Genomic DNA, 26,860 nt, shown 5'->3' with positions numbered 1-26,860 from the left:
TTATCCACAGGCTTGTGCGGGGATATCGCCGATCACGAGTGATAGGCGCGTGTCGTACCAGAGCCGTGGTGTCCGTGCCCGAAGTCGACCGTTCGCCCTGCTTTCCAGGGCCTTCGCCGACTGTCGGACCCCTCACAGTGGTGCCGGCCAGGATCACGCACGCACCGTGACAACGAGCGATGAACAGAACTTCGGGAGGGCCTGTGGATAACCCTGTGTACAGAGTCTTTGCCCAGGTTCGCGCGTTATGTGAGTGGGCCCCAAAATTTTTTTCGCTGACTTTTCCCGAAGTTATCCACAGGAGGGGGCCAAAATCTGTGGACAACGCTGTGGATAACCTGTGGACAACCCCTCTGAGCCTGTGGGTAACCCGGGGTAGCCCTGTGGACATGAGAACCCGTCATCGGATCATCGAACCACCGGCTGCTGTGTACAACTTGGGGAAAACCTGTGGATGAAGCTGTGGACGGGGTGTGGAAAAACTAGGGGCTCCGATTTTCGTCCACAGCCGAGCCGAGTTACACACAGGGTCATCCACAGGTCCTGTGGACAAAAATCTCCGGAGTGACCTGCGAAAACAAGGGTTATCCACATTATCCACAGGCCCTACTACTACTACGCACCTTCCTTAGCTCAAATGTGGCTTCAAAACCGCTCCGCGAAAAATCTGTGGACAACGCCCCGAGATCGAGGTGACGGCGGTCCGGTCCCGAGCCGGCAGCGACAGCGGAGGAATCCGGGTAACGTGTGTTCTCGCCCCTGTCCTGCGCCGCTCTCGATCTGAGCGGTGACCCCAACGGGATCCGAGGCGGCTCCACGTGGCTCGGACCTGCGCCTCACGCCGGTTCGTCCACACCCTGTCGACGGAGCCCCCGGTAGACCCAAGAGACACCCACGAGCTGCAACGTTGAGGCTGCGACCGATCCAACGGTCGTGCGGAAAGTGAGTCGGAAAGTGAAGTTCCGGGTCGAACGCGACGTACTGGCCGACGCTGTCGCCTGGACGGCGCGCACACTGCCGACACGCCCCTCGGTGCCGGTTCTGGCCGGCATCCTCCTCGATGCCGGGGAGACCGATGGCCGTCAGCGGGTCCGCCTGTCCGGGTTCGACTACGAGGTCTCCACCCAGGTCTCCGTGGACGTCGACATCGAGGAGGCCGGGCAGACCCTGGTCCCCGGTCGACTCCTCGCCGAGATCACCCGAAACCTTCCTCCACAGACCGTGGAGATCGCGACCGACGGTCCCAAGGTCGTCGTGACGTGCGGCAGCGCGAAGTTCACCCTGAACACCATGCCGGTGGAGGACTACCCCTCGCTTCCGGAGATGCCCGGTGTCAGCGGGACGATCGGCAGCGACGTCTTCGCCGCCGCGGTGAGTCAGGTGGCCATCGCCGCCGGTCGTGACGACACGCTTCCGATGCTCACCGGCGTTCGGGTCGAGATCGAGGGCGAGACCATCACGCTCGCCTCCACCGACCGCTACCGACTCGCCGTGCGTGAACTGACCTGGAAGCCCGCGAACCCGGAACTCTCCGCGGTCGCCCTCGTTCCGGCCAAGACCCTGCACGACACCGCCAAGTCCCTCACCTCGGGCGCCGAGGTCTCCATCGCGTTGTCCGACGGTGACAGCGGTGAGGGCATGATGGGCTTCGAAGGCAGTGGTCGTCGCACCACCACCCGTCTGTTGGACGGTGAGTTCCCCAAGTACCGCGCGCTGCTTCCGGACACCTTCAACACGGTGGCCGAGGTCGGGCGAGCCGAGTTCGTCGAGGCGGTCAAGCGCGTCTCCCTGGTCGCCGAGCGCAACACGCCGCTCCGCCTGGCCTTCTCCCAGGGCGCCCTGGTCCTGGAGGCCGGCACCGGCGAGGACGCACAGGCCGTGGAAACCCTCGAAGCCGACCTGGACGGTGAGGACATCCAGATCGCCTTCAACTCCGGCTACCTGCTGGACGGTCTCGGCGCCATCGGCACCGACGTGGCCCGCCTGCACTTCACCACCTCGACCAAGCCGGCGATCCTCACCGGCAAGCCGGCCGAGGAGGGTGGCGCCCCCGAATATCGCTACCTGATCATGCCGGTGCGCCTGTCCGGCTGACGGATCCGGCAGACTCGAAGACCGATGTCCGCCGGCCGGGTCGTGGCCTCGTCCACTCCCCGGCCGGTCGGCTTCCACGTGTCCAGCAGGTGTCCAAGGGGGAGCCCAAACATGCAACTCGGAATGATCGGCCTCGGCAAGATGGGCGGCAACATGGCCGCCCGACTGCGGGAGAAGGGGCACGACGTCGTCGGCTACGACGCCTCCCCCGGTGAACGCGACGTGGAGAGCCTGGAGGCCCTCGTCGACCGACTCCAGGCGCCACGGGTCGTCTGGGTCATGGTTCCGGCCGGGGCCCCGACCACGGGCACCATCGAGAAGCTGGGCGAACTCCTCTCCGAGGGCGACATCGTCATCGAGGGCGGCAACACCCACTACGTGGACGACGCTCCTCGCGCCGAGGCGCTGAACGCCAAGGGCATCGGATACGTCGACGCCGGTGTCAGCGGTGGCGTGTGGGGACGCCAGAACGGCTACGGGATCATGGTCGGCGGCCGTGAGGAGGACGTGGCGCGTCTGCGTCCCATCTTCGACTCCCTCACCCCCGACGACGGCGGCGGCTTCGTGCACGCCGGGGCGGTCGGCGCCGGACACTTCGTGAAGATGGTCCACAACGGCATCGAGTACGGCATGATGCAGTCCTTCGCCGAGGGCTACGAACTGATGGTCGCCTCGGGGATCGTCAAGGACGTCCCCGGCACCTTCGAGAGCTGGCGAGAGGGCACCGTCGTCCGTTCCTGGCTGCTGGACCTGCTCGGTCGCGCCCTGGAGCAGGACCCGGACCTGTCGGAGCTGCGCGGCTACGTGCAGGACTCCGGCGAGGGACGCTGGACCGTGCAGGCCGCCGTGGACCTCGCGGTCCCGGCCCCGGCCATCACCGCCTCGCTCTTCGCACGCTTCGCCTCCCGGCAGGAGGACAGCGAAGCCATGAAGGTCGTCTCCGCGCTGCGCAATCAGTTCGGGGGCCACGCCGTCACCAAGTCCACCGACTCCGGCGGCGAACAACAGGACTGACCCCCTGACTCCTTCGGGGCGGCAGGGCCCGGCCCGTGCCGCCCCGCACCCTTTCCCTTCCATCACCCAGCTCCCTCGCTCCAGGAGGAAGGCCGGATGTACGTTTCCCACCTGCAACTGGCCGACTTCAGGTCGTATGAATCGGCCCTGTTGGAACTCGAACCGGGGGTGAGCGTCTTCGTCGGTTCCAACGGCCAGGGCAAGACGAACCTGGTCGAGGCGATCGGTTACGTCGCGACCTTGGCCAGTCATCGGGTCTCCTCCGACACTCCGCTGGTCCGCATGGGGGCGGAACGGGCGATCGTCAGCACCCGGGTCATGCGGGACGGGCGTGACATGCTCGTCGACCTGGAGATCAACCCGGGCAGGGCCAACCGCGCTCGGGTGAACCGAGGGGCGGCGGGCCGGCCCCGGGACATCCTCGGCATCCTGCGCAGTGTGCTGTTCGCGCCCGAGGACCTTGCCCTGGTCAAGGGTGATCCCGGAGAGCGCCGCCGTTTCCTCGACGACCTCCTGGTGGCCCGCGCCCCGCGTATGGCCGGGGTGCGTTCGGACTACGAACGGGTGCTCAAGCAGCGCAACGCCCTGTTGAAGTCGGCGTCGGCGCGGTTGCGCCGGCGGGCGACCCCGGATCTGAGCACCCTGGAGGTGTGGGATTCCCACCTGGCCGAGACCGGGGCGGAACTGTTGGCCGCCCGGTTGGGGCTGGTCGAGGAACTGCGCCCGTTGGTGGCGAAGAACTACGCGGGGCTGACCGAATCGGGTGGGCCGGCCGTACCCACCTACCGTTCCTCGGCCGTCGAGGAGGGGGGCGAGTTGCCGCGCGACCGTCCACGGCTCGTGGACACCCTGCTCTCCGCCTTGGCCGCGGCCAGGGAGCGCGAGCTCCAGCGGGGGGTCGGTCTGGTGGGTCCACACCGGGACGAGCTCCACCTGCGGCTCGGTGAGTTGCCCGCCAAGGGGTACGCCAGTCAGGGGGAGTCGTGGTCGTACGCGCTGGCGTTCAAGCTGTCGGCGTTCGACCTGCTCAGGGCCGACGGCGACGACCCGGTCCTGATCCTGGACGACGTGTTCGCCGAGCTCGACTCCGAACGGCGCCGTCGCCTTGCCGAGCGGGTGCGCGACGCCGAACAGGTTCTGGTGACCGCCGCGATCGGGACGGACATCCCCGAGGAACTCGATGGTGCGAGGTTCGGGGTGCGCCGGGGGGTGGTCGAGGGTGAGTGACCGTTATCCACAGCCTGTGGATCCGGGGTCCGGGCGCGGGGCGGAGGGGCCCGGCGGAGTCGGCGGTCGTCCACAGCCTGTGGACGGCGCGCCCTCCCCGACTCCCCCGGTGGCCTCCGGCGCGGATCTGGCCCGGCAGGCCCTCGCTCGGGCCAGGGCCGAGGCGCGGGAACGCGGTGCGGTCCCCCGCGGTGCCCCGAGGGCTCGAAGGCGTGGCCGATTGCGGTCACGGAACGAGCCCCAGTTGTTCGGGGACGCGGTCCGGACCTGGCTGATCGAGCATGGTTGGCAGGAGCAGGTGGCCGTCGGAGGGGTCTTCGGGCGCTGGGCCGACATCGTGGGCGATTTCAATGCCGAACATCTCCGCCCCGAAAGTTATTCGGAAGGTGAACTTGTCGTTGTCGCCGATTCACCGACGATGGCGGCTCACGCACGTGCGATGGTGCGGGATCTGATGCGACGCCTTAACGAGGAACTCGGGGACGGGTCCGTCATCACCATCAAGGTGAAGGGGCCGGGATCCCGGCGGAGATGACCCCATGACCAGGGTTTTCGGGGTGATTCGGGTGAGATGTGGTGCGGTGTTCGCCTTGGTCCCACCGGCGTCCCCTGGTCGCCGAACCGGGGAGGAGGGGGCCGTCGGCTCGCGGGAGGGCACTGAAGCGCGCCGGGACTTGTGTGTGGCCCCTCCCGTGTGTAGGGGCTCGGCTCCCGCCCCGATCGTTCGTTCTGGTGCGGCACAGCGCCGCCAATGCCACTTTGTCGCACCGGGCGGGGTATCATGGGGACGGTTCTTCAGACGCCTGTAGCCGGTACCACGCCCCCATGTAGAGGGTGGGCGGGCGGCCCGTGCGGTGAACGGTGATCCCCCGGGTCCGCGGTGCGCCGCCCCTTGTCGATCACCCTGCCGTGGGTTGACCGTCGTCCGTTCGGCCGCGGCCGACAGGCGTCCCCAGCAGGAGGGTGTTCCCACTTGGCCTACGACGCAGGATCAATCACGGTTCTCGAAGGGCTTGAGGCAGTACGCAAGCGTCCGGGTATGTACATCGGCTCCACCGGGGAGCGCGGTCTGCACCACCTGGTCTACGAGGTGGTCGACAACTCGGTCGACGAGGCGTTGGCAGGTCACGCCGACGCCATCGAAGTGACCCTGCTCGCTGATGGTGGGGTCAGGGTGGCCGACAACGGCCGCGGTATCCCGGTCGGCATCCACCCCGTGGAGAAGCGCCCGGCCGTGGAGGTCGTCCTCACCACGCTGCACGCGGGCGGAAAGTTCGACGGCAAGTCCTACGCGGTCTCCGGCGGTCTGCACGGTGTCGGTGTATCCGTTGTCAACGCGCTGTCCACGGCACTGGACGTGGAGATCCGCACGGACGGGCACGTGTGGCGGCAGCACTACGAGATGACCGCTCCCACCGGCGACATCGTCAAGGGTGAGGCGACCGAGGAGACCGGTACCCAGCTCACCTTCTGGGCCGACGGTTCCATCTTCGAGACCACCGTCTACTCGTTCGAGACGCTCTCCCGTCGACTGCAGGAGATGGCCTTCCTCAACAAGGGGCTCGCCATCACCCTCCGGGACGAGCGCCCCGAGTTCACCGATGACGGCCCCGTCGTGCAGACCTACCACTACGAGCAGGGTCTGGCCGACTTCGTCGACTACATCAACGCCAAGAAGGAGCCGGCGCACGCGTCGATCATCTCCTTCGAGGAGGACGGCGATGGCATCTCCGTGGAGATCGCCATGCAGTGGAACCAGTCCTACACCTCGTCGGTGCACACCTTCGCCAACACCATCAACACGACCGAGGGCGGTACCCACGAAGAGGGTTTCCGCTCCGCGCTCACGACCCTGGTCAACCGGTACGCCCGGGACCAGAGGCTGTTGCGGGAGAAAGAGGACAACCTCACCGGCGACGACATCCGTGAGGGTCTGACCGCGATCATCTCGGTCAAGCTCGCCGACCCGCAGTTCGAGGGACAGACCAAGACGAAGCTCGGCAACACCGAGGCCAAGTCCTTCGTCCAGAAGGTCACCAACGAGCACCTGCGCGACTGGTTCGAGCGCAACCCCGGTGAGGCCAAGGACATCGTGTCCAAGGCCAGCCAGGCCGCCCGCGCCCGCGTGGCCGCCCGGCAGGCCCGCGACCTCACCCGTCGCAAGACCCTCCTGGAGACCACTTCCCTGCCGGGCAAGTTGTCGGACTGCCAGTCCACCAAGCCGGAGGAGTGCGAGCTCTACATCGTCGAGGGTGACTCCGCCGGTGGCTCCGCCAAGGGTGGTCGTAACCCGCACAACCAGGCCATCCTGCCCATCCGGGGCAAGATCCTGAACGTGGAGAAGTCCCGGATCGACCGGATCCTCAAGAACCAGGAGGTCCAGGCGATCATCACCGCCCTGGGCACCGGTATCCACGAGGACTTCGACCAGGAGAAGCTCCGCTACCACAAGATCGTCCTCATGGCCGACGCCGACGTCGACGGTCAGCACATCCGCACCCTGCTGCTGACGTTGCTGTTCCGTTTCATGAAGCCGCTGGTCGAGGCCGGGAACGTCTACCTGGCCGCGCCCCCGCTCTACAAGATCAAGTGGGACCAGAAGGGTTCGGACGCGAGCTACGCCTTCTCCGACGCGGAACGCGACCGCGTCATCGAGGAGGGCATCGCCGCCGGCAAGAGGGACCCGCGCCCGCGCGACATGGTGCAGCGCTTCAAGGGTCTGGGCGAGATGAACGCCAACGAGCTGTGGGACACCACGATGGACCCCGACAGCCGAGTCCTGCTCCAGGTCACCCTGGAGGACGCGGCCCAGGCCGACGAGATGTTCAGCGTGCTGATGGGCGAAGACGTCGAGTCCCGACGCTCCTTCATTCAGCGCAATGCCAAGGACGTCCGTTTCCTGGACATCTAGGTCCTCTCCGTTCCACTCGCTTCAGCAAGCTTAGAAGGGATCGACATCCGTGACGGATGCGAATAACCCCGACGCCCCTGAGGGCGGCTCCCCCATGGAGTCCCCGCAACGTGTGACGGACCGGATCGAGCCCGTCGACATCCAGGTCGAGATGCAGCGCAGCTATCTCGACTACGCGATGTCCGTCATCGTCGGCCGCGCCCTCCCCGACGTCCGGGACGGCCTCAAGCCGGTCCACCAGCGCGTCCTGTACGCCATGTACGACGGCGGATACCGCCCCGACCGCGGCTACTTCAAGTGTGCCCGCGTCGTCGGTGACGTGATGGGTAACTACCACCCGCACGGCGACAGCGCCATCTACGACACCCTGGTCCGTCTGGCCCAGTGGTGGTCGATGCGGATGCCCCTGGTCGACCCGAACGGCAACTTCGGTTCGCCGGGCAACGACCCGGCCGCCGCCATGCGCTACACGGAGAGCAAGCTCGCTCCGCTGGCCATGGAGATGCTCCGGGACATCGACAAGGAGACCGTCGACTTCCGGCCCAACTACGACGGTCGTTCCTCGGAGCCTGTCGTCCTGCCGGCCCGCTTCCCGAACCTCCTGGTCAACGGCTCCTCGGGTATCGCGGTCGGTATGGCGACCAACATCCCGCCGCACAACCTGCGCGAGATCGCCGAGGGAGTCTACTGGTACCTGGACAACCCCGAGGCCGACGACGAGCGACTGCTCGACGAGCTGATGGCCCGGGTCAAGGGCCCCGACTTCCCGACCCGCGGCCTCATCGTGGGCAAGCGCGGCATCGAGGAGGCGTACCGCACCGGGCGCGGCTCCATCACGATGCGCGCCGTGGTCGAGGTCGAGGAGGACAGCCGCGGTCGCCAGATCCTGGTGATCACCGAGCTGCCCTACCAGGTCAACCCGGACAACCTCGCGCTGAAGATCGCCGACCTGGTCAAGGACGGCAAGGTCAACGGCATCGCCGACGTGCGCGACGAGTCCAGTGGTCGTACCGGTCAGCGTCTGGTCATCGTGCTCAAGCGCGACGCCGTGGCCAAGGTCGTGCTGAACAACCTGTACAAGCACACCCAGCTCCAGGAGACCTTCGGCGCCAACATGCTGGCGCTGGTCGATGGTGTGCCGCGCACCCTGCGCCTGGACCAGATGATCCGCCACTGGGTCAAGCACCAGGTCGAGGTCATCGTCCGTCGGACGAAGTACCTGCTGCGCAAGGCCGAGGAGCGGGCGCACATCCTGCGTGCGCTGCTGCGGGCCATGGACCGCATCGACGAGGTCATCAACCTCATCCGGGCCAGCCCCTCGGCCGACGAGGCGCGTACCGGCCTGATGGGTCTGCTGGAGATCGACGACATCCAGGCCCGGGCCATCCTCGACATGCAGCTGCGCAAGCTCGCCGCCTTGGAGCGCAACGCTCTGACCGCCGAGTACGACGAGCTGATGGCGCTCATCGCCGACTACAACGACATCCTCGGTTCGGAGGAGCGCCAGCGCTCGATCATCCGCGAGGAACTCGGCGAGATCGTCGAGAAGTACGGCGACGAGCGACGCACGCACATCATCCCGTTCGAGGGTGACATGCGCATGGAGGACTTCATCGCCGAGGAGGACGTGGTCGTCACGATCTCCCGCGGTGGATACGCCAAGCGCACCCGCATCGACAACTACCGGGCGCAGAAGCGCGGCGGTAAGGGTGTGCGCGGTGCCCAGCTCAAGCAGGACGACATCGTCCAGCACTTCTTCGTCACCACCACCCACCACTGGATCCTCTGCTTCACGAACCAGGGTCGGGTGTACCGGACGAAAGCCTACGAGCTGCCGGAGGCCGCACGCGACGCGCGCGGTCAGCACGTCGCGAACCTGCTGCCGTTCCAGCCGGGCGAGGAGATCGCGCAGATCATGGCGCTGCGCGACTACGAGGCGGCGCCGTACCTGGTGCTGGCCACGCGCGAGGGTCTGGTCAAGAAGTCGCGTCTGGCGGACTTCGACTCCGCTCGTTCGGCCGGCATCATCGCGATCAACCTGCGCGAGGACGACGAGCTCATCGCCGCCCGTCTGGTCTTCTCCGAGGACGACCTGCTGCTGATCTCCAGCGACGCCCAGGCGATCCGCTTCTCGGCCTCCGACGAGTCGCTGCGTCCCATGGGTCGCGCCACCAGTGGTGTGATCGGCATGCGCTTCCTGGAGGGCGACTACCTGCTGTCCATGGACGTCATCCGGCCCGGTGACGGTTCGACCGACGTCCTGGTCGCCACCGAGAACGGGTACGCCAAGCGGACCCTCTCGGAGCAGTACCCGACGCAGAACCGTGGCGGTAAGGGTGTGCTGACGGCCAAGGTCGTGGAGGCCCGCGGCAAGCTGGTCGGCGCCCTGATGGTGGACCCGGAGGTCGATGAGATCTTCGCGATCACCTCCGCCGGTGGTGTCATCCGCACCGGAGCCGGTGAGGTCAAGCAGTCCGGGCGTACCACCATGGGCGTCCGCCTGATGAACCTCGACAAGGGCAACAAGATCGTCGCCGTGGCCGCCAACGCGGAGGCCGCGGAAGAGGCGGAGGCCGAGGAGGTCGCGGACGCGGTCGAAGCGGCCGAGAACGCGAACGCCGACACGGGTGACGGTCAGGTCTCGGGTGAAGGCGACAACGAGGCCTAGACTGCGCGTTATACGCAGTACGTCCCGTGGGGTTCGTTTCGGCGGCCCCACGGGACCCACGGATCGATCCGTCCCAATGAAAGTCCAGCGGAAACGTTTCTATGTCTGAGAATCAGTCGAACACCAGCAGCAAAGATTCCGACGCGGCGGGTGTCGCAGGGGACTCGAACGTGGAGACGGCGGAACCGACCGCTGCGGACTCCTCGGAGACAACGGCCGAGCAGGAATCGGGGGGCGCCACAGTGAAGTCCGAGTCCACGCCTGAGTCCACGCCGGAACCCGAGTCCGAGACTCCGTCCACGCCCGAGGAGCCCAAGGCGAGCCCCGGGCCGGCGAGCCCGACCGCCGTCAAGGCGACACTGGCGAGCCGGAAGGCCCACCTGACCGTCTCCAGGGTGGAGCCGTGGTCGGTCATGAAGTTCAGCTTCGTGGTCGCCCTCGTGTGCTTCATCATCCTGTTCGTCGCCGTCGCGGTGATCTACGCGGTCCTGTCGATGCTGGGTGTCTTCGACGAACTCACCAACATGATCAACGCTCTCCTGGAGGGCGACGGTGGCGACGACGAGTTGGGTCTGAACCCGGCCGCCTGGTTCTCCCCCGGCCGCGTCCTCGGTTACACCGGTGTCGTCGGTGCGCTGAACGTCGTGCTTCTGACCGCCCTGTCCACGGTGGGGGCGATGGTCTACAACCTGGTCGCGGACCTGGTCGGTGGCGTCGACGTCACCCTCTCCGAGGCCGAGTAGTTTCGTTCGTCCGTCGGGCCCGGCTCTGCTGCTGAGAGCCGGGCCCGACGAACCTTCCGGATCGGTCCGAGCACTGTCGTGAACGGGCTAAAATGGGAGGTGAAGAGGGACGTGGTTCATCCCGCGTCACCTCTTTCGTGCCAGGAGGTCTCCGGTTCGCCCAGGCCCCCGGGATACGGTAGAGTTCCTGACGGAACGAGGGCGTATAGCTCAGTCGGTTAGAGCGCATCCCTGATAAGGATGAGGTCCCAGGTTCAAGTCCTGGTACGCCCACTCGATTTGTGCGGTTCAGAGCCTTGCTTCTCCATTCGGAGAGCAGGGCTCTTTCTGTTTCGACCGGTCATCTGACCGTGGAGCCCCACGCCCGACCCCTGCCGAGCCCGTGCTCCCCCGGTACTTGAGGGGTATCGACAGGACGCCAAGTCGACAACAGATCGAATCGCCATGTCGACCCGGCTCTGGCCGACGCTTCCCTCTTTGCCAGTGGCACGCCCAACAGCTCCAGGAGCTCCGCGGCGGCCACCCGGTAGCTCCCGCCATAGCGGAGTGGCCGTCACGGGAACGCGCCACTTCTGGCGAGCTCGGAGGCCACGACGGTTTGGCTGACCCTGACCGGAAGTTGATCAGCGTCCTGTCACAGACCGATCGCCGACTTGGGTCCCATGTAGGAACCGGCCCCGGGAAATCCGTCCTCGACCAAACGCGCGAAGCGTTCGCTGAATCCGAGGTGGGGTAGGTCCCCGGTCTTCACGAATTCCACTCCTCGGATCGGCCGCGAGTCGAGTCCTTCCGAGATGTCCCCCAGAGAACCACCCGTACGGCGAACCTCAAAGGTGATGTGCACGACGTGCACATCCTTTTCCGAGACGATGTGGTCGCACAGATACAACAGGCGCCCAACCTCGGCCTTGATCCCTGTCTCCTCGCGCATCTCGCGAACCAGGGCGTCACCGAGCGATTCGCCCTCCTCCACCCGTCCACCTGGCAAGCTCCACCTGCGTGGGCCGTCGGTGTCCTGGTCCAAGAGCAGTACTTTCCCGTCCTCGACAAGGAGGCCTGTCACTCGTGTGTCCATACCGGCACCCTAGAGAACGCAATGAGGCCATGGGGCCGACCGAGAACCAAGAGCGAACCGATGCGTGATCGCTGTCTCCGTCACACCCGGTGGGGAACACGACGATGACGACCCTGCCCGCGCGGGCAGGGTCGTCATCGTCGTGTCAGTCCTCGTCGTCAGCCTTCGACGCCGGCGTTCCGAGGCAGGCCCAGGCGTCCGCGGGTGCAGACCAGAAGGAACAGGGCGACCAGCAGGACCAGCCCGACCTCGATGGGCGAGGCCGGGGCGCCCACGGCCACACCCTTGAGTCCCGAGGCGACGTTGATCGCGGCGTGAGTGATCACCGCGGCGATCACCCCGCCTCGGGCCGAGTTGAACACGTAGCCGAGGACGACGGTGATCCCGAGGCACAGCAGGACGTACGAGGGGAAGTGGATGTTCGACTGGGAGGTGCCCTCCATGAAGAACAGCGGGGCGTGCCAGACGGCCCAGATGATCCCCAGCATCACGTTCGCGGCCAGGGGGCTGTGCGCTCCCTGGAGGCGCGGCAGGGCGAAGCCTCGCCAGCCGAGTTCCTCGTTGCCGCCACCGACCAGGGCGATGACCAGGAACTGGATCGGAACGGTCATCAGGGCCTGCCGAAGGGCGGCCTCGTCAAGGTCGGCCTGACCCAGGTAGACGGGCAGCGCCGCCGAGCCGGCGATGGCGAGAACGATCAGGACGGCGGCCGCGTAGGGCAGGAGTCCGCCTCTGCGGCGAAGGGAGTGGCGGCGGAAGAGCGCGCCCACCCCCTGGCGGCCCTGGGTGGCCGCGGTGACGATGATCGCGGCCACCATCGGGCCGAAGGCCCCGATGACGACGGCCGGCATCGGGTCGGCGCCGGGGAACAGGCGAGGGAAGATCCACCAGGTCGTCCAGGAGAAGGCGAAGGCCAGGAGGAAGAAGACGCCGAGTCCGTGGGGGGCGACGACCGTCGTGCGTGACTGATCGGGGGTGGAGGGGGCGGAGGACAGGGGGTGCGTGGAGGAGCTCGTTGTTGCCATGCCCAGAAACATACACCGTTGGATAGATACATACAACGTAGGATTGCGGATATGCTGTCGAGCATGGCTGATACAGGATCCGAGCAGCAGTTCGAGAGCGTCTTCCAACGCTCGCCGCGCAAACGCCGTGCGAAGCCGGCACTGAGTAGGGACCGCATCGTCGGAGGGACCATCGCCCTACTCGACCGCGATGGGGCCTCGGCTCTCACCATGCGCAAGGTCGCCGCCGAACTGGAGGTGCACGCGACGAGTCTGTACTGGTACGTGGAGCGGCGTGAGGATCTGGTGGACCTGGCCGTGGACGAGATCCTCGCGGGGGCCGCCTCGGCTCTCCCCGGCGCGGACGTGCCCTGGGACCTCGCGATCAAGGAGGCCGCACGCCGCTTCTACATGGCCCTGACCGAGCATACGTGGGCCGCCGAGTTCGCCGGTTCGAGACCGTTGCTCGGCCCCAACGCGATCGCCCTGTCACGGCGGATCGTCGAGGCGATCCAGGGGTCCGGTGCCGACGAGGAGGGTCAGGCGGTCATGATCAGGGCGGTGTCGAACCAGATCCTCGGTGCGGCCACGTCGGCCGTGGCCATGCGGGTGGCCAAGACCGACCATCCCGAGGGTCACGAGGGCGCGGTCTCCGCCGCGGTGGCCAAGGCCGACGCCCTGGCGGTGGAGAACACCTACTTCGACCAGGCCCTGGACCTGATCCTGACGGGAGCCGAGGCACGACTCCGTGGGTGACCCTCGGGTCGTCATGTCGACAACGAGGCGCGTCGTCATGTCGACAAGTGTCCACGAACGCGTGGAGGGCCGGCCTCCGTGTGGTGGCCGGCCCGAACCGTTGGGAAGGAAACTCGACGGCTCTTGGCAATCGAGGGTGATGGAGATGGTGATGCTGCGGGGGATGGTGCTCGGTGCGTCGACACCCTCGTCCAGAGTGACGCTCATGTCCTCCTGAACGGCCTGGGCGCCGGCGGCTCAGATCCAGCCCGCCTCACGCGCCAGCTCGGCGGCCTCGTAACGGGTCTTGACGTCGAGTTTCTCCAGGATCCCCGATAGGTAGTTGCGCACGGTGCCGTTGGCCAGATGGAGCTTGGCGGCGATGTCCTTGGTGGTGGTGCTCTGGTCGACCTCGGCCAGGATGCTCAGCTCCCGCTCGCTCAGTGGACAGCTCGGCTCCGCCAGCGCGTCGGCCGCCAAGTAGGGGTCGACGTACCTGTCCCCCACCGCGACGCGCCTGAGGACGTTGGACAGGCTCTGGGCGGACGTGCTCTTGGCGATGAAGCCGGTCGCCCCCTCCTTCAACGCCCGCCGCAGCGTTCCCGGGTTGGCGTGGCGAGTGAGGATGACACAGCGCACGTTGGGGCAGTGCTTGCGCAGTCTTCCCAAGAGCACGAGTCCACCGTCGGGCATCTCGATGTCCAGCATGGCGATGTCCGGGCGCGACTCCAACGCGATCCTGAAGGCGTCGCCACCGTTGTCCGCCTGGCCGACCACCGTGATGTCGGGCTCCAGATCGAGCAGAGCCGCGATGGCCTCACGGGTCATCGCCTCGTCCTCGGCGAGCAGTACGCGAATCAGGTCTTCCTCCCCGGGAACGTCCTTGTGCGACGCCCTGTCGCACGGTAGGGCCATTATCGCCGCCACCTCGCGGAGCGTGCCAGAGAAGTCCCGGGGCGGTTCACGCGGGGGTGAACGGACCGGTGAGGTCCCGGGCGATGTCCACCACGTCCTGGTCGTGGAAGCCGGGCCCGTGGAACACGTGGTCCCCAGGAGTGCCTGGAACGGGGTGAGCGAGTCGGGTGCGCAGATGAGGAGGACGCCCTTCATACCGTCGACGCCTTCCTTGCCCGGGAATCGTTTGTACGATCGGTCCGCACGCCGACGTCACCCTTCAGGGAGCGGGCCCATGAGCGATCGCCGACGGCTCGACGAGGCCATCACCCCGGACGGTGTGGTCCTCCGTCACGTGCGCAGGAGCCACTACCTCACGATGATGTTCGTGGTGGTCGTCCCGGTGGTCACCCTGATCGCGGTCTTTCCCGGGACGCTCCGGGCCCTGTTCCTGGTGGCGCTGGTCGGTCTGTTCTTCCTGGTGCGCATCCTGACGTTCGACGTCCTGCCCTGGCGGCCCTCGCCGCCCTACCGGGCGGTCATCACGTGGACGCTGGTGCTGGTCTCGCTGGTGGCCACCTGGTTCGCGACGGAGTGGGTCGCCGTCCCCTGGATGTGGCTGCTGCTGCCGGGAACCGCGATCGCCGACGTGATCACGCTGTACCGGAACCGACTCGGTCCCTACTACGCGCTCTCCGTCGGGTTGGCGGCGGCGACCTGTGTGTACCTGGTGAAGGCGCAGGAGGCCGGAGCGGACAGCGGCCAGCAGGCCCTGCTCTCCTTCTTCGTCGTCATGTTCATCGGGTACTGGGAGGCGACCGGTCCCATGCTGTGGCAGCGCACCGTCAGCGCGGAGCGTGCGACGTTGCGGCTCGCGGTCGCCGAGGAGCGGCTGCGTCTGTCCGAGGACCTGCACGACATCCTGGGCCGGGCCCTGGAGGTCGTGGCGTTCAAGGGCGAACTCGCGGCACGGCTCGTCGAGGCGAAACCGGAGCGTGCCCGCACTGAGATGGAGGAGATCCAGTCGGTCGCGCGTGGTGCCGTACACGACGTACGGGAACTGGTGCGCAACCGTCGGGCCACCCACCTGCCCGAGGAGGTGCGCGCCGCCGAACGGCTGCTGCGATCGGCCTCCGTGCGCTGCGAGATCGAGGGCGACTTCGACGACGTGGACGAGCGATCGAGCGGGGTCTTCGGAAGCGTGATCCGCGAGTCGGTCACCAACATGCTGCGGCACGCGACCCCGACGACCTGCCTCATTCGCTGGTCGCGCGAGGGGGATCACCTGGAACTCACGGTGCGCAACGACGGGGTGCCGCCGGTGAACACCTCCTCCGAAGCCGACGAGGGCAGCGGCATCGTCGGCATGCGTCGACGTGTCGCCGAACACGGGGGCGAACTGACCGCCGAGGAGCATGACGGCACGTTCACCCTCGTGGCCCGGGTGCCGGCGGCGGTGACCGCTCGCCCGGCACGACGTCGGTGGTGAGCGACGGCGGTCGCTCTCCCAGGGACGACCCCAGAGCACGCGTGAGGAAGCAGAACTCCTCCACCGCCTGTGCCTCGCCGGCCGTCAGGGTCCCGGACCCGTGTCCGAGCCGGTGCCGTAGCGCGTAGAGCGCGACACCCGGTGGTTCCTCCGCGGACCCGATCAGCGGTCGGAGGTCGAGCGGTCGGCGCGTTGGGCGGAGATGACGACGACCACCCGACCGACGGAGTAGACCAGGATGGCCGCCATGCCGAGGATCTGGATCAACGGCCGGTCGGAGACGAACAGGTGGATGATGAGCCCGACGACACCGATGGTGATGAGCTGGACGAGGACCTCTTGGGCCACGCTCGTACCGGGCTTGAGGCCGGAGAGGGCGTACAGGAAGTTCATGGTCTTCTCCTTGTGGGTCCGATGGCTTCGGGGCGCCGTCCCCGGGGGTCAGGAACGGGGCTCCCACCGCCAGGTACGCGTCGTCACGAAGATCGCGAGCGCCGTCCACCCCACGAGGAGGACGATGTCGGCGACCACCGGCGACACCGGTAGGGGGAGGGTCTGGAGTCCGGCTCCCGAGCCGCCCCAGCCCTTGGTGATCAGGTCCGCCGCGGGGACGAGGGGGACGAGGATCGAGAGCCAGGAGACGATCTCGATCGGGTGGTCGAGCAGTTGGGCGCCGATGACGGCCAGGATGAGCAGCGGCATCATCGTGAACATGACGCGCTCGTGGTTGCCGGTGATGGACACGATGAAGGTGCCCAGGGTGGGTGCGAGGATCAGCCCCAGGACGACCCCGACCAGCACCAACGGCAGGTTCTCGGGTGCCGGGGCGCCGGTCACCAGGAACACGGCCAGCATCAGGAGCATCTGGGTGAGGCCGAGCGCCGCGACCGCGAGCAGGTTGGCGGCGATCAGCTCCGCGCCGTCCAGCTCCGTGGTTCGCAGTCGCTTGTAGACCAAGGTGTCCCGACGTGACGAGAGCTGCGTCGCCGTGCTCATGTACGGCGTCATCATCAGCGCGTACATGAAGTACACGCCGAGTGTGGCGCCCCACTGCTCCGAGCCCTCCGGTCGCTGCCCCAGGTAGGAGAGACCGACCAACATCATCGGCAGGAGCAGTGCGACCGCGAGCACGCCCTTGCGACGCGTCAGCAGCCGTAGTTCGGTGAGGGTGAAGGCCATCATGAGGGCGAACCGCCCGCGTGAGCGGATCATGGTCCGGTCCGGGGCGGCCGGGCGCGTTTCGTTCGTCGTCATGACGTGGTCACGTCCTCCTTGACGCGGTGCTCGGCGTCGGTGCTCGGCGGCTCGTCCGAGGAGAGCCGTTCGTCTCCCACCCGGATCGCGTGGAAGAGGTTCTCCAAGGTGGCGGCTTGGGCGTGCAGGTCGGTCAGGGTGAACCGTTGGCGCTCCGCCCAGTTCAGGAGGAGGGTCAGGTCCGTCTGGAGTGTCGAGGTCTCGATCCGCAGCGAGGCTTCCGAACCGTCGGTGTACCGCTCCATGGTCGGGACGGCGGACAGGGCGGGCAGCCGGTCCGCCTCCGCGTCGGGCAGGCGGGCGGTGATGGTGGCCGGGTACGAGGCGAGGACCTCGCGCTTGGTCCCGGCGACGGCGACACGTCCCTGGTGCATGATGGCCAGGCTGTCGGCCAGGGACTCGGCCTCTTCGAGGTAGTGCGTGGTCAGGATGATGGTGGAGCCGTTCGACCGCAGCTCGTCGACCATGGACCAGAGGCGCCGACGGGACTCGGGGTCCAGCCCGGTGGTGGGCTCGTCGAGCACCACCAGCTCGGGGGAGCCCCACACCGCCAGTGCGATGTCCAGGCGTCGCTTCTCGCCGCCGGACAGCTTGTCCAGACGGACCCCGGCACGGTGGGAGAGTTCGACGCGCTCCAGGACCGAGTCCACGTCGTCGACACGACCCGAGATGGAGCTCCAGAGGTGTGTCATCTCGCGGACGGTCATCTCCGTGAGGAAACCGGCCTCCTGGAGCATGAAGCCGGTTCGTCGACGCAGGTCGCGGCGGTCGCGGAAGGGATCCAGGCCGAGGACGCGGATGTGGCCCTCGTCCGGCCTCCGGTAGCCCTGGATCAGTTCCAGCGAGGTGGTCTTCCCTGCGCCGTTGGTACCCAACAGGGCGAACACCTCACCTCGACCGGCGCGCAGGGAGACGTCCTTGACGGCCTGGAACGAACCGTAGGAGTAACAGAGCCCGTCGACTTCGACTGCGAGTTCGGTGAGCGGTGGTGTGGACATGCCTTCACTGTCACAGCGCGGCTCTCACACGGGTAAGTACCGCGCTGTCACGGAAACCGGATGACAGCCACGGGAGGATGTCACACTGCGTCAAGCGATTCGTGCGCAGCGGTGATGATCTGCTCCTGATCGGAGTCCTTGAGGGAGGGGTACAGGGGCAGCGAGAGGACCTCCTCGGCCACGGCCTCCGTCACGGGGAGGGAACCCGGCACGTACCCCAGGTGCGCGGAGCCCGACGTCAGGTGGACCGGGCGGGGTAGCGCACCGTCGTCCGTACCCCGCGGCGGGCGCCCACGGCGTCTCAGCATGTGGACTTGTCGCCGTGCGGATTTGTCGACCCTTCACCGTGACCGCGTGGTCGCGTGGTGTTCGAAGTGCCTGAACAACCATGGTTCCCCACCGACCGTTCGGTCAGGTCATAGGGTCCCAGCTGCGAATATTTGGACCCTGGTGTAGAAAGTGCTCTGACTCACATGCCATGGTGTCCTAGGGCTCAGGCGCATACCGTCCAAATACCTCCGTGTCGTGACACCCGTCGCGGCCGGAGCGGAGTGTGCGTCGCGGCCCCGCCAGCGAATCCGGCCACGGCCGGCTGAGAAATACGGAGCATTGATGGCGACTTCCGACGCCGCGACCCCCGGCCCCCGGCCACTCGACCAGAAGGAGAGGCGAAAGGTCCTCGCGGGGACGATGGTCGGCACCACCATCGAGTGGTACGACTTCTTCATCTACGCCCAGGCGGCGGGCCTCGTACTCGCCCCGCTCTTCCTGGCGCCCCTGTCCGAGAGCAGCCCCGCCGTCGCTCAGGTGCTGTCCTTCGCCACCATCGGCATCTCGTTCCTCTTCCGACCGCTCGGCGCGATCGTCGCCGGGCACCTCGGCGACCGCTTCGGGCGCAAGAAGATCCTGGTCGCCACCCTCATCCTGATGGGGTTGGCCACCTGCGCCATCGGCCTGCTGCCGACCTACGCCCAGATCGGCATGGCCGCGCCCATCATGCTGATCCTCATGCGCGTGCTCCAGGGCTTCTCCGCCGGTGGAGAGTGGGGCGGTGCCGCCCTGATGTCGGTGGAACACGCACCGGTGAACAAGCGCGGCTACTTCGGCGCCTACCCGCAGATCGGCGTGCCGTGCGGCATGATCCTGGCGACCTTCGTGGTCTGGCTGATCACCGCGATCATCGGCGCCGACGCCTTCCTCGAATGGGGCTGGCGCATCCCGTTCCTGCTGTCCTTCGTGCTGATCATCATCGGTCACCTCATCCGCAAGACGGTCGAGGAGTCCCCGGTCTTCGAGCTCATGCAGGAGCGCCGGGCCAAGTCCTCCGCCCCGCTGGGTCGGTTGTTCCGTGAGAACACCCGCGAGGTCGTCCTGTCCGCGCTGATCTTCGTCGCCAACAACGCCGCCGGCTACCTGGTCATCGCCTTCCTCGCGACCTACGCCTCGCGTCCGGTCGAGGAGTTCGGTCTGGGCATGGAACGCGGTCCGGTCCTGCTCGCGACCACCCTGGCGTCCTTCGGCTGGCTGATCTCCACCCTGTACGGGGGTTGGATCTGCGACAGGATCGGCCGGGTGCGCACCTTCCAGATCGGCTACGTCCTACTCGCCGCCTGGGCAATCCCGATGTGGTTCATGGTCGACACCGGGAACATCTACATGTACTTCCTCGGCGTCTTCGTCTTCACACTGACCTTCGGGCTGAGCTATGGCCCCCAGTCCGCGCTGTACGCCGAGATGTTCCCCGCGGAGGTGCGCTACTCGGGTGTCTCCATCGGCTACGCGCTCGGTGCCATCCTGGGCGGCGCCTTCGCCGCGATGATCGCTGAACTGCTGCTGACCAACTTCGGTGCCTCCTGGACCATCGGCGTCTACATCGTGGTCCTGTCCGTGATCTCCTTCGTGGCGGTCTCCCTGGTGAGGAAGGACATCCAGGGCGTCGACCTGCACGTCGAGGAGGTCGCCGGGGCCAAGTAGACGTAGCCCCCTCACACGGGACGCGGCCCCGGTTCGACGGCGAACCGGGGCCGCGCCGTCGTTCGGTGGACGGCGCCTCAGCGCTCGACCACGTGGCGTTCGTTGGGGACGCAGTGGGTCATGGTCAACCCGGACACGTCCCTGGGGCCGTTCGCTCCCAGGTTCGCCAGCCGCTCCCGGTCCTCGTCGGTGAGGTCCTGGCCGCGCAGGGGCTCCATGCCGGCCACGTCACCGGGCGCGATCCCCAGCCCTTCGCCGACCCGGAGTCCCAGTTCGTCCTCCACCAGGAGGAAGTGCCACACCATTCGCTCCTGGATGGGGCGCACGCACTGGGAGAGCAGGTCCGTGAAGTTGTGCACCAGGTCGTCGCGCTCCCACTGCTCCATCAGCCTGAAGCGCTGCCCCGCCTGCTGATAGTCGTTGGCGCGACCGATGCGCTTACGGGTCAGGCGCCCCCGGATCTGCGGCCCCTGCTCGTCATGGGTGGGGAACCGCCCCTCCCGGAGCCCGCCGGTGATGGAGGGTTCGTAGTTGACGTGCGGGTTCTCGCCGCCCTGGTCCTGCCCGTAGGCCATCAGCCCGTCGCGCTGGTTGGTGCGCACTTCGGTGTGCTTGGCCTGGTTGACCGGCAACTGCAGGTAGTTGGGGCCCACGCGGTACCGCTGGGTGTCGCTGTAGGAGAAGGTGCGGCCGACCAGCATCTTGTCGTCGGAGAAGTCCAGGCCGTCGACGAGGACGCCGGTACCGAAGGAGATCTGCTCGTTCTCGGCGAAGTTGTCCGAGACGTTGCGGTCGAGCACGATGCGACCCACCGGCTTGGGCGGGAAGTCCTGCTCGGGCCAGGTCTTGGTGTCGTCCAAGGGGTCGAAGTCGAGTTCGGGATGCTCGTCGTCGCTCATCATCTGCACGAGCAGTTCCCACTCGGGGTGGTCACCGCGGTCGATGGCCTCGTGCAGGTCCTTGGTCGCGTGCCCGGTCTCGTCCGCCTGGACGTTGGCGGCGTCGGCCTCGGTCATGCTGCGCACACCCTGCTTGGGCATCCACGTGTACTTGACCAGGACGGTGTCGCCCGTCTCGTTCACCCACTTGTAGGTGTTGACGCCGAACCCCTGCTGGTGCCGGTAGTCCGAGGGGATGCCACGGGGACTGAACAGGTTGACGATCATGTGCATGCACTCGGGTGTCTGGGACATGAAGTCGAAGATCCGGTTCGGCTCCTGTCGGAAGGTCACCGGGTCCGGTTTCAGCGCGTGGATCACGTCCGGGAACTTGATGGCGTCCCGGATGAAGAAGACCGCGAGGTTGTTGCCGACCAGGTCCCAGTTCCCGTCCTCGGTGTAGAACTTGATGGCGAAACCCCGAGGGTCCCGCGCGCACTCGGAGGAGTCGCGTCCGCCGATCACCGTGGAGAAGCGCAGGGCCACTTCGGTGTGCCGACCCGCGCCCTGGAAGAGCCTGGCCCGGGTGAAGCGCTCGATCGGTTCGTCGCCCCACTTGCCGTAGGACTCGAAGTAGCCGAACGCGGTCGCCCCTCGCGCGTGCACGACGCGTTCCGGGATGCGCTCGCGGTCGAAGTGGCTGATCTTCTCCAGGAACTGGTAGTTCTCCAGGGTGGCGGGCCCCCGTTCGCCCACCGTGCGCTGGTTCTGGTTGTCGTAGACCGGGTGGCCCTGGCGATTGGTGAGCACTTCGCGCTCGTCGCCTGCTTCGGGCCCCTGGCTGGATACGTCGGTCATGTCGGCGGTCCCCCGTGTCGGTCGTGTTCCCCTCACTCCCCTGCCCGTGGTTGCGCTGAGTGATGCCCAGGTGACCGAATAATTGCCGAAGGAAAGGTCGACGGGGAGGAGCGCCCCGCGTTTCACGTGAAACACCGGGGCTGGACGCTTCCGACGCCGATTCGTGGGGTCAGGCGTCGCGAACCTGGTCGGGGCGCTCGACCACCGGAGGCAGCACGGACCAGGGGAAGTTGATCCAGCGGTCGGTGTGCTTCCACACGTACTCGCACTTGATCAGCGACTGCGGCTTCTCGTAGATGACCGCGCTACGTACCTCGGCGACGTGCGCGGAGCAGAAGTCGTGCACGAGCTTGAGGGTCTTGCCGGTGTCGGCGACGTCGTCGGCCACCAGGACCTTCTTGTTGCTCAGGTCCACCACGTTGGGGACCGGGGGCAACATGACGGGCATGTCGAGGGTGGTGCCGACGCCGGTGTAGAACTCCACGTTCATCACGTGCAGGTTCTTGACGTCCATGGCGTAGCCCAGACCACCGGCGACGAACAGGCCGCCGCGTGCGATGGACAGGATGATGTCGGGCTCGTACCCGTCGTCGGCGATCGTCTGGGCCATCTCGCGAATGGCGGTGCCGAAGAGCTCGTAGGTCAGGTTCTCGCGCTCGTCGCTCACGGTCTGGTTTCCCCCTGGTAGCCCTGGCGTTGTCCGGTTCGCGGCGGCGTCTCGCAGGTCAGGCCGTCCGCCGCACCGGTACATGCTAACGACGCCCGGGTACCCGAATGGCGGCGCGGTGAGCCCACCGGGTGTCGGTTCGGCGACGAGTCGAGGTGGGGACGAATCGATGGGTCGACACGTGGGGTGAGGGTCACTCGCCCCTGAGTCGTGGGCCACATGTCCACGAGCGGCGGTGTCCTGGGTCACATATTCAGACCTTTTGTCACTTATTGGTCCTTCCCTCATGACATTTTCTTGATTCTGTCCGGTTTGTGGCGAACAGATGGCCGGAAACAGCACCATGTCCGCATACAGATCTTCCGCGCACCAGGAGGTTGCAGCATGGCTGAACACCAGGGCCTACTCCCCTCCGAGCGGCCGCTACAGCTGCTCGACGAGACCGGAACCCCGGTCGACGGCTCCGGGCTCGCGATGCCCGACAACCAGCGCCTCCTGGAGGCGTACACCTCCCTGGTGATCGGCCGCAGGGTCAACGACCAGGCCGGTGCCCTCGTCCGACAGGGCCGCCTCGCCGTCTACCCCTCCTCCCACGGGCAGGAGGCATGCCAGACCGGTGCCGCGCTCGCCCTGGCCGACGGAGATTGGCTCTTCCCCACCTACCGCGACACCGCCGCCGTCATCGCGCGCGGAGTCGACGCCGTCGAGGTCCTCACCCTCCTCAAGGGCGACTGGCACGCCGGCTACGACCCCTACGCGCACAACGTCGCACCCCAGGCCACCCCGCTGGCCACCCAGCTCCTGCACGCCGTCGGCGTCGCCCACGCCGCGCGCCTTCGCGGTGAGGACACCGTCGTCATGGCGCTGTGCGGTGACGGCGCCACCAGCGAGGGCGACTTCCACGAGGCGTTGAACTTCGCCGCCGTGTTCAAGGCCCCGGTCGTGTTCTTCGTACAGAACAACGAGTACGCCATCTCCGTGCCCCTGGCCCGACAGACCGCCGCCCCCTCACTCGCCCACAAGGGCATCGGCTACGGCGTTCCCGGCGAGCGAGTGGACGGCAACGACGCCGCCGCGGTCCTCGCCGTCCTGGAGCGCGCCGTCGCATCGGCCCGTTCCGATGGGGGCCCGCGGTTGGTCGAGGCGCACACCTACCGGATGCAGGCGCACACCAACGCCGACGACGACACCCGCTACCGCGACGGCGGCGAGGTCGACCCGTGGGTGGAGCGCGACCCGTTGACGCGCATGGAGAAGTACCTCAAGCGCAAGCGGGTGCTCACCAAGACCAAGCGGGCCGAGATCGCCGAAGCGGCGGAGGCCGTCGCCGCCCACATGCGCGAGGGCGTCGCGAAGAACACCGACCCCGATCCCGCCGAACTGTTCGCGCACGTGTTCGCCGACCCCACCCCACAGCTGAACGAGCAGGCCGCCTTCCTGGCCGACGAACTGAGCAGAGAGGGCAACTGACATGGCGACCGAGAAGCTCTCCATGGCGCAGGCGCTCAACCGGGCGCTGCGCGACTCCCTCACCGAGGACCCCTCCGTGTACGTGTTCGGTGAGGACGTCGGACCGCTCGGCGGCGTCTTCCGCATCACCGACGGACTGACCGCCGAGTTCGGTGAGGACCGCTGCTTCGACACCCCGCTGGCCGAGTCCGGCATCGTCGGCATGGCCGTGGGCATGGCGATGAACGGCATGCGCCCGGTCGTCGAGATGCAGTTCGACGCGTTCGCCTACCCGGCCTTCGAACAGATCGCCAGCCACGTGGCCAAGACCCGCAACCGCACCCGCGGCCGGGTCGGTCTGCCCATCGTCATCCGCGTGCCCTTCGCCGGCGGCATCGGCGGCGTCGAGCACCACTGCGATTCCTCCGAGGCCTACTACGCGCACACCCCCGGCCTGAAGGTCGTCACCCCGGCCACCCCCGAGGACGCCTACCACCTGCTGCGCGAGGCCATCGCCTCCCCCGACCCCGTCGTGTTCATGGAGCCCAAGAAGCTCTACTGGGCCAAGGAGGAGGTGGACTTCGACCGACCCGTGCCCGCCCTGGGCAAGGCCGTCGTCCGCCGAGAGGGCACCGACGCCACGCTCATCGCCTACGGGCCGTCCGTGCCCACCGCGCTGGAGGCCGCCGAGGCCGCCGCGCAGGAAGGGCGCAGCCTCCAGGTCGTGGACGTGCGCTCCCCCGTCCCCTTCGACGACGAGACCGTGTGCGCCGCCGTGCGCTCCACCGGTCGCGCCGTCGTGATCGCCGAGGCGAGCGGCTACGCCAGCGTGGCCTCCGAGATCGTCGCCCGGGTCACCGAACGCTGCTTCCACTCCCTGGCCGCCCCGATCCGCCGCGTCACCGGCTTCGACATCCCCTTCCCCCCGCCCAAGCTGGAGCGGTACCAACTGCCCGGCGTGGACCGCATCCTCGACGCCGTCGACGACCTGCAGTGGGAGGACCAGTGACCGCCCAGAACTTCGACCTCCCCGACCTCGGGGAGGGCCTGACCGAGGCCGAAGTGGTCCGGTGGCTGGTCGCCGTCGGCGACACCGTCACCCTCGACCAACCGATCGCCGAGGTCGAGACCGCCAAGTCGATCGTCGAGGTCCCCTCCCCCTACGCCGGGACGGTCACCGTCCTGCACGGACAGGAGGGCGAGGTGATGGCGGTCGGCAAGCCGCTCATCACCGTGGACTCCGGCACGGCCGCCGACTCCGCGGGTGAGCGCTACCGCGAGGAGGAACGCGCCGGCTCGGGTTCGGGCAACGTCCTCATCGGTTACGGCACCCCCGAAGCGCAGGCCACGGGACGGCGCCGCAGGCCCCGCGACCGTCCGCCGGCGCGTGGATCCCAGCCCGCGAACCCGACCCGTCGGGTCCCCCTGGTGACCTCTCCCCTGGTCCGCCAGATGGCCCGGGAAGCCGGGCTGCGCGTGACCGACATCCAGGGAAGCGGACCCGGCGGGCTCATCACCCGACGGGACGTAAGCTCCGCGATCGAGGCGGCCGGTGCCTCCACCACCGCTCCGGCCCCGTCCGCCCCGATCGCGGTCCACTCCCCCGCTCCCCCGCCCACCCCGGCCCCGGTGGCCCCGGGCGCCGTCGACACCCGCACCGGCCTGGCCGAGTCCCGGCGGGCCCCGATGGGCGCGTTCCGCCGGTCCGTCGCCGCCTCGCTCTCCCGCAGTCGTCAGGAGATCCCCGAGGCGACCGTGTGGGTGGACGTGGACGCCACCGAACTGGTGCGCCTACGCCGGTCCGATCCGGAAGGTCCCGGCCTGCTCGCCTACGTCGCCCGCTTCGCCCTGGCCGGTCTGCGAGCCCACCCGGAGCTCAACGGCCTGGTGGACACCGAGCGCGAGGAACTCGTCCAGTACGACGGGGTCAACCTGGGCCTGGCCGTCCAGACCGACCGCGGCCTGGTAGCCCCGGCCGTCATGGGCGCGCACCGGCTCACCACCGCCGAACTGGACACCGAGATCAAGGAGCTCTCCCGGAGGGCCCGCGAGGGCAAGGCCACCCCGGCCGAACTCACCGGTGGCACGTTCACCCTGAACAACTATGGGTCACTGCGGGTCGACGGCAGCGCCGCGATCATCAACCATCCCCAGGTGGCGATCCTCGGACTCGGCCGCGTCATCGACCGTCCGTGGGTCGTCGACGGGGAGCTGACGGTCCGCAAGATCACGCAGCTGTCCTTCGCCTTCGACCACCGCGTCTGCGACGGCGGTGCGGCGGCGGGCTTCATGCGCGTGGTCGCCGACGCCATGGAGGCCCCGGCCAAGGCCATCGCCCGCCTATAAGTGGTGACGCCGAACGGAAGCGCCCCGGAGGGAGTCGGCACCCGACGGGGCGCTTCTCATGCCCGATGGTCTTCGAGGGTGGCGCGCATCCGGCGCAGGCGTGGGCCGAACGCGCCACGGAGCGCGGTGGCCAGGACCAGGTCGCCCAGCGGGCCCAGACCGGTGGAGAACTCGACCACGTCGGTGTGCCGGGTGCTCGATCCGAACGGCTCGACCCGGTGGGTGTGCCGCCAGTATCGGAAGGGGCCGTGTACCTGGAGGTCGCTGAACGAACGCCCCGCCTCGAAGGCGTCGATCACGGCGTTCCAGCGCACCGGGTAGAGCCCGGCCGTGCCCCAGCGCAGATCCATGACGGCATCGGCCTCGAACGGTTCGGGCCACTCCAGGACCTCCACCCCGGGAGGCATGGCGTCCAGGAACCCGGCCTCGCTGATGATCAGCGCGAACACCCGCTCCACCGGGGCGTGGAAGTCCTCGGTCACCCGCAGCGTGGTGGTGCGCCGGGGCGGGACTCGTCGGTCACGTTCACGCACGTCGCTCCCCCTTCGTCGAGATCCCCAGCATGACAGCGCCCCCGGTCCG

23 protein-coding genes and 1 tRNA gene are annotated in these 26,860 nt (G+C 67.7%); 14 read left to right on the top strand and 10 right to left on the bottom strand.

All coding sequences use genetic code 11. The features are described from left to right. Positions 1-954 precede the first annotated feature (954 nt). The 8 genes from dnaN to ABZ717_RS12265 all read left to right on the top strand — a co-directional run bounded on the left by dnaN (position 955) and on the right by ABZ717_RS12265 (position 10,930). Positions 955-2,094 (top strand): DNA polymerase III subunit beta, encoded by a 1,140-nt coding sequence (dnaN, locus tag ABZ717_RS12300; protein WP_358508673.1) that lies wholly within the window; start codon positions 955-957, stop codon positions 2,092-2,094. Between the two features lie 111 nt (positions 2,095-2,205). Next, on the top strand, positions 2,206-3,108 hold the full coding sequence (gene gnd / locus ABZ717_RS12295; protein ID WP_358508671.1) for a phosphogluconate dehydrogenase (NAD(+)-dependent, decarboxylating): 903 nt from the start codon (positions 2,206-2,208) through the stop codon (positions 3,106-3,108). Between the two features lie 96 nt (positions 3,109-3,204). Then, positions 3,205-4,335, top strand: coding sequence for a DNA replication/repair protein RecF (gene recF, locus ABZ717_RS12290; protein ID WP_358508669.1), 1,131 nt, complete (start codon positions 3,205-3,207; stop codon positions 4,333-4,335). Between the two features lie 79 nt (positions 4,336-4,414). Beyond that, a complete protein-coding gene (locus ABZ717_RS12285; protein ID WP_358508735.1) occupies positions 4,415-4,870 on the top strand; it encodes a DUF721 domain-containing protein in 456 nt (151 codons plus the stop codon). 438 nt (positions 4,871-5,308) lie between these two features. After that, the gene (gene gyrB / locus ABZ717_RS12280; RefSeq protein ID WP_358508667.1) at positions 5,309-7,246 is read left to right on the top strand and encodes a DNA topoisomerase (ATP-hydrolyzing) subunit B; all 1,938 of its coding nucleotides are present in this window, start codon (positions 5,309-5,311) and stop codon (positions 7,244-7,246) included. Positions 7,247-7,295: 49 nt separating this feature from the next. Then, positions 7,296-9,914, top strand: coding sequence for a DNA gyrase subunit A (gyrA, locus tag ABZ717_RS12275; protein WP_358508665.1), 2,619 nt, complete (start codon positions 7,296-7,298; stop codon positions 9,912-9,914). A 101-nt stretch (positions 9,915-10,015) separates the two neighbouring features. Next, positions 10,016-10,657: a DUF3566 domain-containing protein gene (locus tag ABZ717_RS12270; protein WP_358508663.1), complete on the top strand. Its 642-nt coding sequence runs from the start codon at positions 10,016-10,018 to the stop codon at positions 10,655-10,657. Between the two features lie 199 nt (positions 10,658-10,856). Beyond that, a tRNA-Ile gene (locus ABZ717_RS12265) sits at positions 10,857-10,930 on the top strand. Positions 10,931-11,291: 361 nt separating this feature from the next. On the opposite strand, the gene ABZ717_RS12260 is transcribed toward ABZ717_RS12265, so the two are convergent. Together ABZ717_RS12260 and ABZ717_RS12255 are read right to left on the bottom strand one after the other, a co-directional pair. After that, a complete protein-coding gene (locus tag ABZ717_RS12260) occupies positions 11,292-11,720 on the bottom strand; it encodes an NUDIX hydrolase (RefSeq protein ID WP_358508661.1) in 429 nt (142 codons plus the stop codon). Positions 11,721-11,890: 170 nt separating this feature from the next. After that, positions 11,891-12,769, bottom strand: a complete 879-nt coding sequence (locus ABZ717_RS12255; RefSeq protein ID WP_358508659.1) for a type II CAAX endopeptidase family protein — start codon at positions 12,767-12,769, stop codon at positions 11,891-11,893. Positions 12,770-12,808: 39 nt separating this feature from the next. Here ABZ717_RS12255 and ABZ717_RS12250 point away from each other — a divergent pair, with 39 nt between their 5' ends. Further along, entirely contained in the window at positions 12,809-13,492 is a 684-nt protein-coding gene (locus ABZ717_RS12250) for a TetR/AcrR family transcriptional regulator C-terminal domain-containing protein (RefSeq protein WP_358508658.1), read from the top strand. Between the two features lie 237 nt (positions 13,493-13,729). Here the strand turns inward: ABZ717_RS12250 and ABZ717_RS12245 are convergent, their stop codons facing one another. Beyond that, positions 13,730-14,386 carry a response regulator transcription factor gene (locus tag ABZ717_RS12245; RefSeq protein WP_358508657.1) on the bottom strand — a complete coding sequence of 219 codons (657 nt, stop codon included), beginning with the start codon at positions 14,384-14,386 and terminating at the stop codon, positions 13,730-13,732. A 274-nt stretch (positions 14,387-14,660) separates the two neighbouring features. Here ABZ717_RS12245 and ABZ717_RS12240 point away from each other — a divergent pair, with 274 nt between their 5' ends. Further along, positions 14,661-15,854, top strand: a complete 1,194-nt coding sequence (locus tag ABZ717_RS12240; protein WP_358508655.1) for a histidine kinase — start codon at positions 14,661-14,663, stop codon at positions 15,852-15,854. Positions 15,855-16,016: 162 nt separating this feature from the next. Here the strand turns inward: ABZ717_RS12240 and ABZ717_RS12235 are convergent, their stop codons facing one another. The 4 genes from ABZ717_RS12235 to ABZ717_RS12220 form a co-directional block, all read right to left on the bottom strand. After that, positions 16,017-16,247: a hypothetical protein gene (locus ABZ717_RS12235; protein WP_358508653.1), complete on the bottom strand. Its 231-nt coding sequence runs from the start codon at positions 16,245-16,247 to the stop codon at positions 16,017-16,019. A 48-nt stretch (positions 16,248-16,295) separates the two neighbouring features. Beyond that, positions 16,296-17,108 carry an ABC transporter permease gene (locus ABZ717_RS12230; RefSeq protein ID WP_358508651.1) on the bottom strand — a complete coding sequence of 271 codons (813 nt, stop codon included), beginning with the start codon at positions 17,106-17,108 and terminating at the stop codon, positions 16,296-16,298. Continuing rightward, positions 17,105-18,106 (bottom strand): ABC transporter ATP-binding protein, encoded by a 1,002-nt coding sequence (locus ABZ717_RS12225; protein WP_358508649.1) that lies wholly within the window; start codon positions 18,104-18,106, stop codon positions 17,105-17,107. The genes ABZ717_RS12230 and ABZ717_RS12225 overlap by 4 nt, the downstream gene beginning before the upstream one ends. An 80-nt stretch (positions 18,107-18,186) precedes the next feature. After that, on the bottom strand, positions 18,187-18,414 hold the full coding sequence (locus tag ABZ717_RS12220; protein WP_358508647.1) for a DegT/DnrJ/EryC1/StrS family aminotransferase: 228 nt from the start codon (positions 18,412-18,414) through the stop codon (positions 18,187-18,189). Between the two features lie 304 nt (positions 18,415-18,718). On the opposite strand from ABZ717_RS12220, the gene ABZ717_RS12215 reads away from it, so the two are divergent. Continuing rightward, a complete protein-coding gene (locus ABZ717_RS12215; RefSeq protein WP_358508645.1) occupies positions 18,719-20,080 on the top strand; it encodes an MFS transporter in 1,362 nt (453 codons plus the stop codon). A gap of 77 nt (positions 20,081-20,157) precedes the next feature. Here the strand turns inward: ABZ717_RS12215 and ABZ717_RS12210 are convergent, their stop codons facing one another. Together ABZ717_RS12210 and ABZ717_RS12205 are read right to left on the bottom strand one after the other, a co-directional pair. Next, positions 20,158-21,816, bottom strand: coding sequence for a catalase (locus ABZ717_RS12210; RefSeq protein WP_358508643.1), 1,659 nt, complete (start codon positions 21,814-21,816; stop codon positions 20,158-20,160). 169 nt (positions 21,817-21,985) lie between these two features. Then, positions 21,986-22,483, bottom strand: coding sequence for a phosphoribosyltransferase (locus ABZ717_RS12205; protein ID WP_358508641.1), 498 nt, complete (start codon positions 22,481-22,483; stop codon positions 21,986-21,988). 384 nt (positions 22,484-22,867) lie between these two features. Between ABZ717_RS12205 and pdhA the strand changes: the two genes are divergently transcribed. From pdhA to ABZ717_RS12190, 3 genes are read left to right on the top strand one after another with little or no spacing between them, the layout of a single operon-like run. Continuing rightward, positions 22,868-23,953: a pyruvate dehydrogenase (acetyl-transferring) E1 component subunit alpha gene (gene pdhA, locus ABZ717_RS12200; protein WP_358508639.1), complete on the top strand. Its 1,086-nt coding sequence runs from the start codon at positions 22,868-22,870 to the stop codon at positions 23,951-23,953. Position 23,954: 1 nt separating this feature from the next. After that, on the top strand, positions 23,955-24,941 hold the full coding sequence (locus ABZ717_RS12195) for an alpha-ketoacid dehydrogenase subunit beta (RefSeq protein ID WP_358508638.1): 987 nt from the start codon (positions 23,955-23,957) through the stop codon (positions 24,939-24,941). Further along, a complete protein-coding gene (locus ABZ717_RS12190) occupies positions 24,938-26,278 on the top strand; it encodes a dihydrolipoamide acetyltransferase family protein (protein ID WP_358508636.1) in 1,341 nt (446 codons plus the stop codon). The genes ABZ717_RS12195 and ABZ717_RS12190 overlap by 4 nt, the downstream gene beginning before the upstream one ends. 56 nt (positions 26,279-26,334) lie before the next feature. Here ABZ717_RS12190 and ABZ717_RS12185 read toward each other — a convergent pair whose 3' ends face one another. Further along, positions 26,335-26,811, bottom strand: coding sequence for an SRPBCC family protein (locus ABZ717_RS12185; protein ID WP_358508634.1), 477 nt, complete (start codon positions 26,809-26,811; stop codon positions 26,335-26,337). Between the last annotated feature and the right edge of the window lie 49 nt (positions 26,812-26,860).

Source organism: Nocardiopsis sp. NPDC006832 (assembly GCF_040635885.1).
GTDB lineage: Bacteria > Actinomycetota > Actinomycetes > Streptosporangiales > Streptosporangiaceae > Nocardiopsis.
This window is presented reverse-complemented; position numbering and strand designations above follow the sequence as displayed.

Coding starts and splice junctions, on each gene's coding strand:
- gnd (WP_358508671.1), top strand. CDS start 2,206: ATGCAACTCGGAATGATCGGCCTCGGCAAGATGGGCGGCAACATGGCC.
- recF (WP_358508669.1), top strand. CDS start 3,205: ATGTACGTTTCCCACCTGCAACTGGCCGACTTCAGGTCGTATGAATCG.
- ABZ717_RS12270 (WP_358508663.1), top strand. CDS start 10,016: ATGTCTGAGAATCAGTCGAACACCAGCAGCAAAGATTCCGACGCGGCG.
- ABZ717_RS12255 (WP_358508659.1), bottom strand. CDS start 12,769: ATGTTTCTGGGCATGGCAACAACGAGCTCCTCCACGCACCCCCTGTCC.
- ABZ717_RS12250 (WP_358508658.1), top strand. CDS start 12,809: ATGCTGTCGAGCATGGCTGATACAGGATCCGAGCAGCAGTTCGAGAGC.
- ABZ717_RS12245 (WP_358508657.1), bottom strand. CDS start 14,386: ATGGCCCTACCGTGCGACAGGGCGTCGCACAAGGACGTTCCCGGGGAG.
- ABZ717_RS12240 (WP_358508655.1), top strand. CDS start 14,661: ATGAGCGATCGCCGACGGCTCGACGAGGCCATCACCCCGGACGGTGTG.
- ABZ717_RS12235 (WP_358508653.1), bottom strand. CDS start 16,247: ATGAACTTCCTGTACGCCCTCTCCGGCCTCAAGCCCGGTACGAGCGTG.
- ABZ717_RS12230 (WP_358508651.1), bottom strand. CDS start 17,108: ATGACGACGAACGAAACGCGCCCGGCCGCCCCGGACCGGACCATGATC.
- ABZ717_RS12225 (WP_358508649.1), bottom strand. CDS start 18,106: ATGTCCACACCACCGCTCACCGAACTCGCAGTCGAAGTCGACGGGCTC.
- ABZ717_RS12220 (WP_358508647.1), bottom strand. CDS start 18,414: ATGCTGAGACGCCGTGGGCGCCCGCCGCGGGGTACGGACGACGGTGCG.
- ABZ717_RS12215 (WP_358508645.1), top strand. CDS start 18,719: ATGGCGACTTCCGACGCCGCGACCCCCGGCCCCCGGCCACTCGACCAG.
- ABZ717_RS12210 (WP_358508643.1), bottom strand. CDS start 21,816: ATGACCGACGTATCCAGCCAGGGGCCCGAAGCAGGCGACGAGCGCGAA.
- pdhA (WP_358508639.1), top strand. CDS start 22,868: ATGGCTGAACACCAGGGCCTACTCCCCTCCGAGCGGCCGCTACAGCTG.
- ABZ717_RS12195 (WP_358508638.1), top strand. CDS start 23,955: ATGGCGACCGAGAAGCTCTCCATGGCGCAGGCGCTCAACCGGGCGCTG.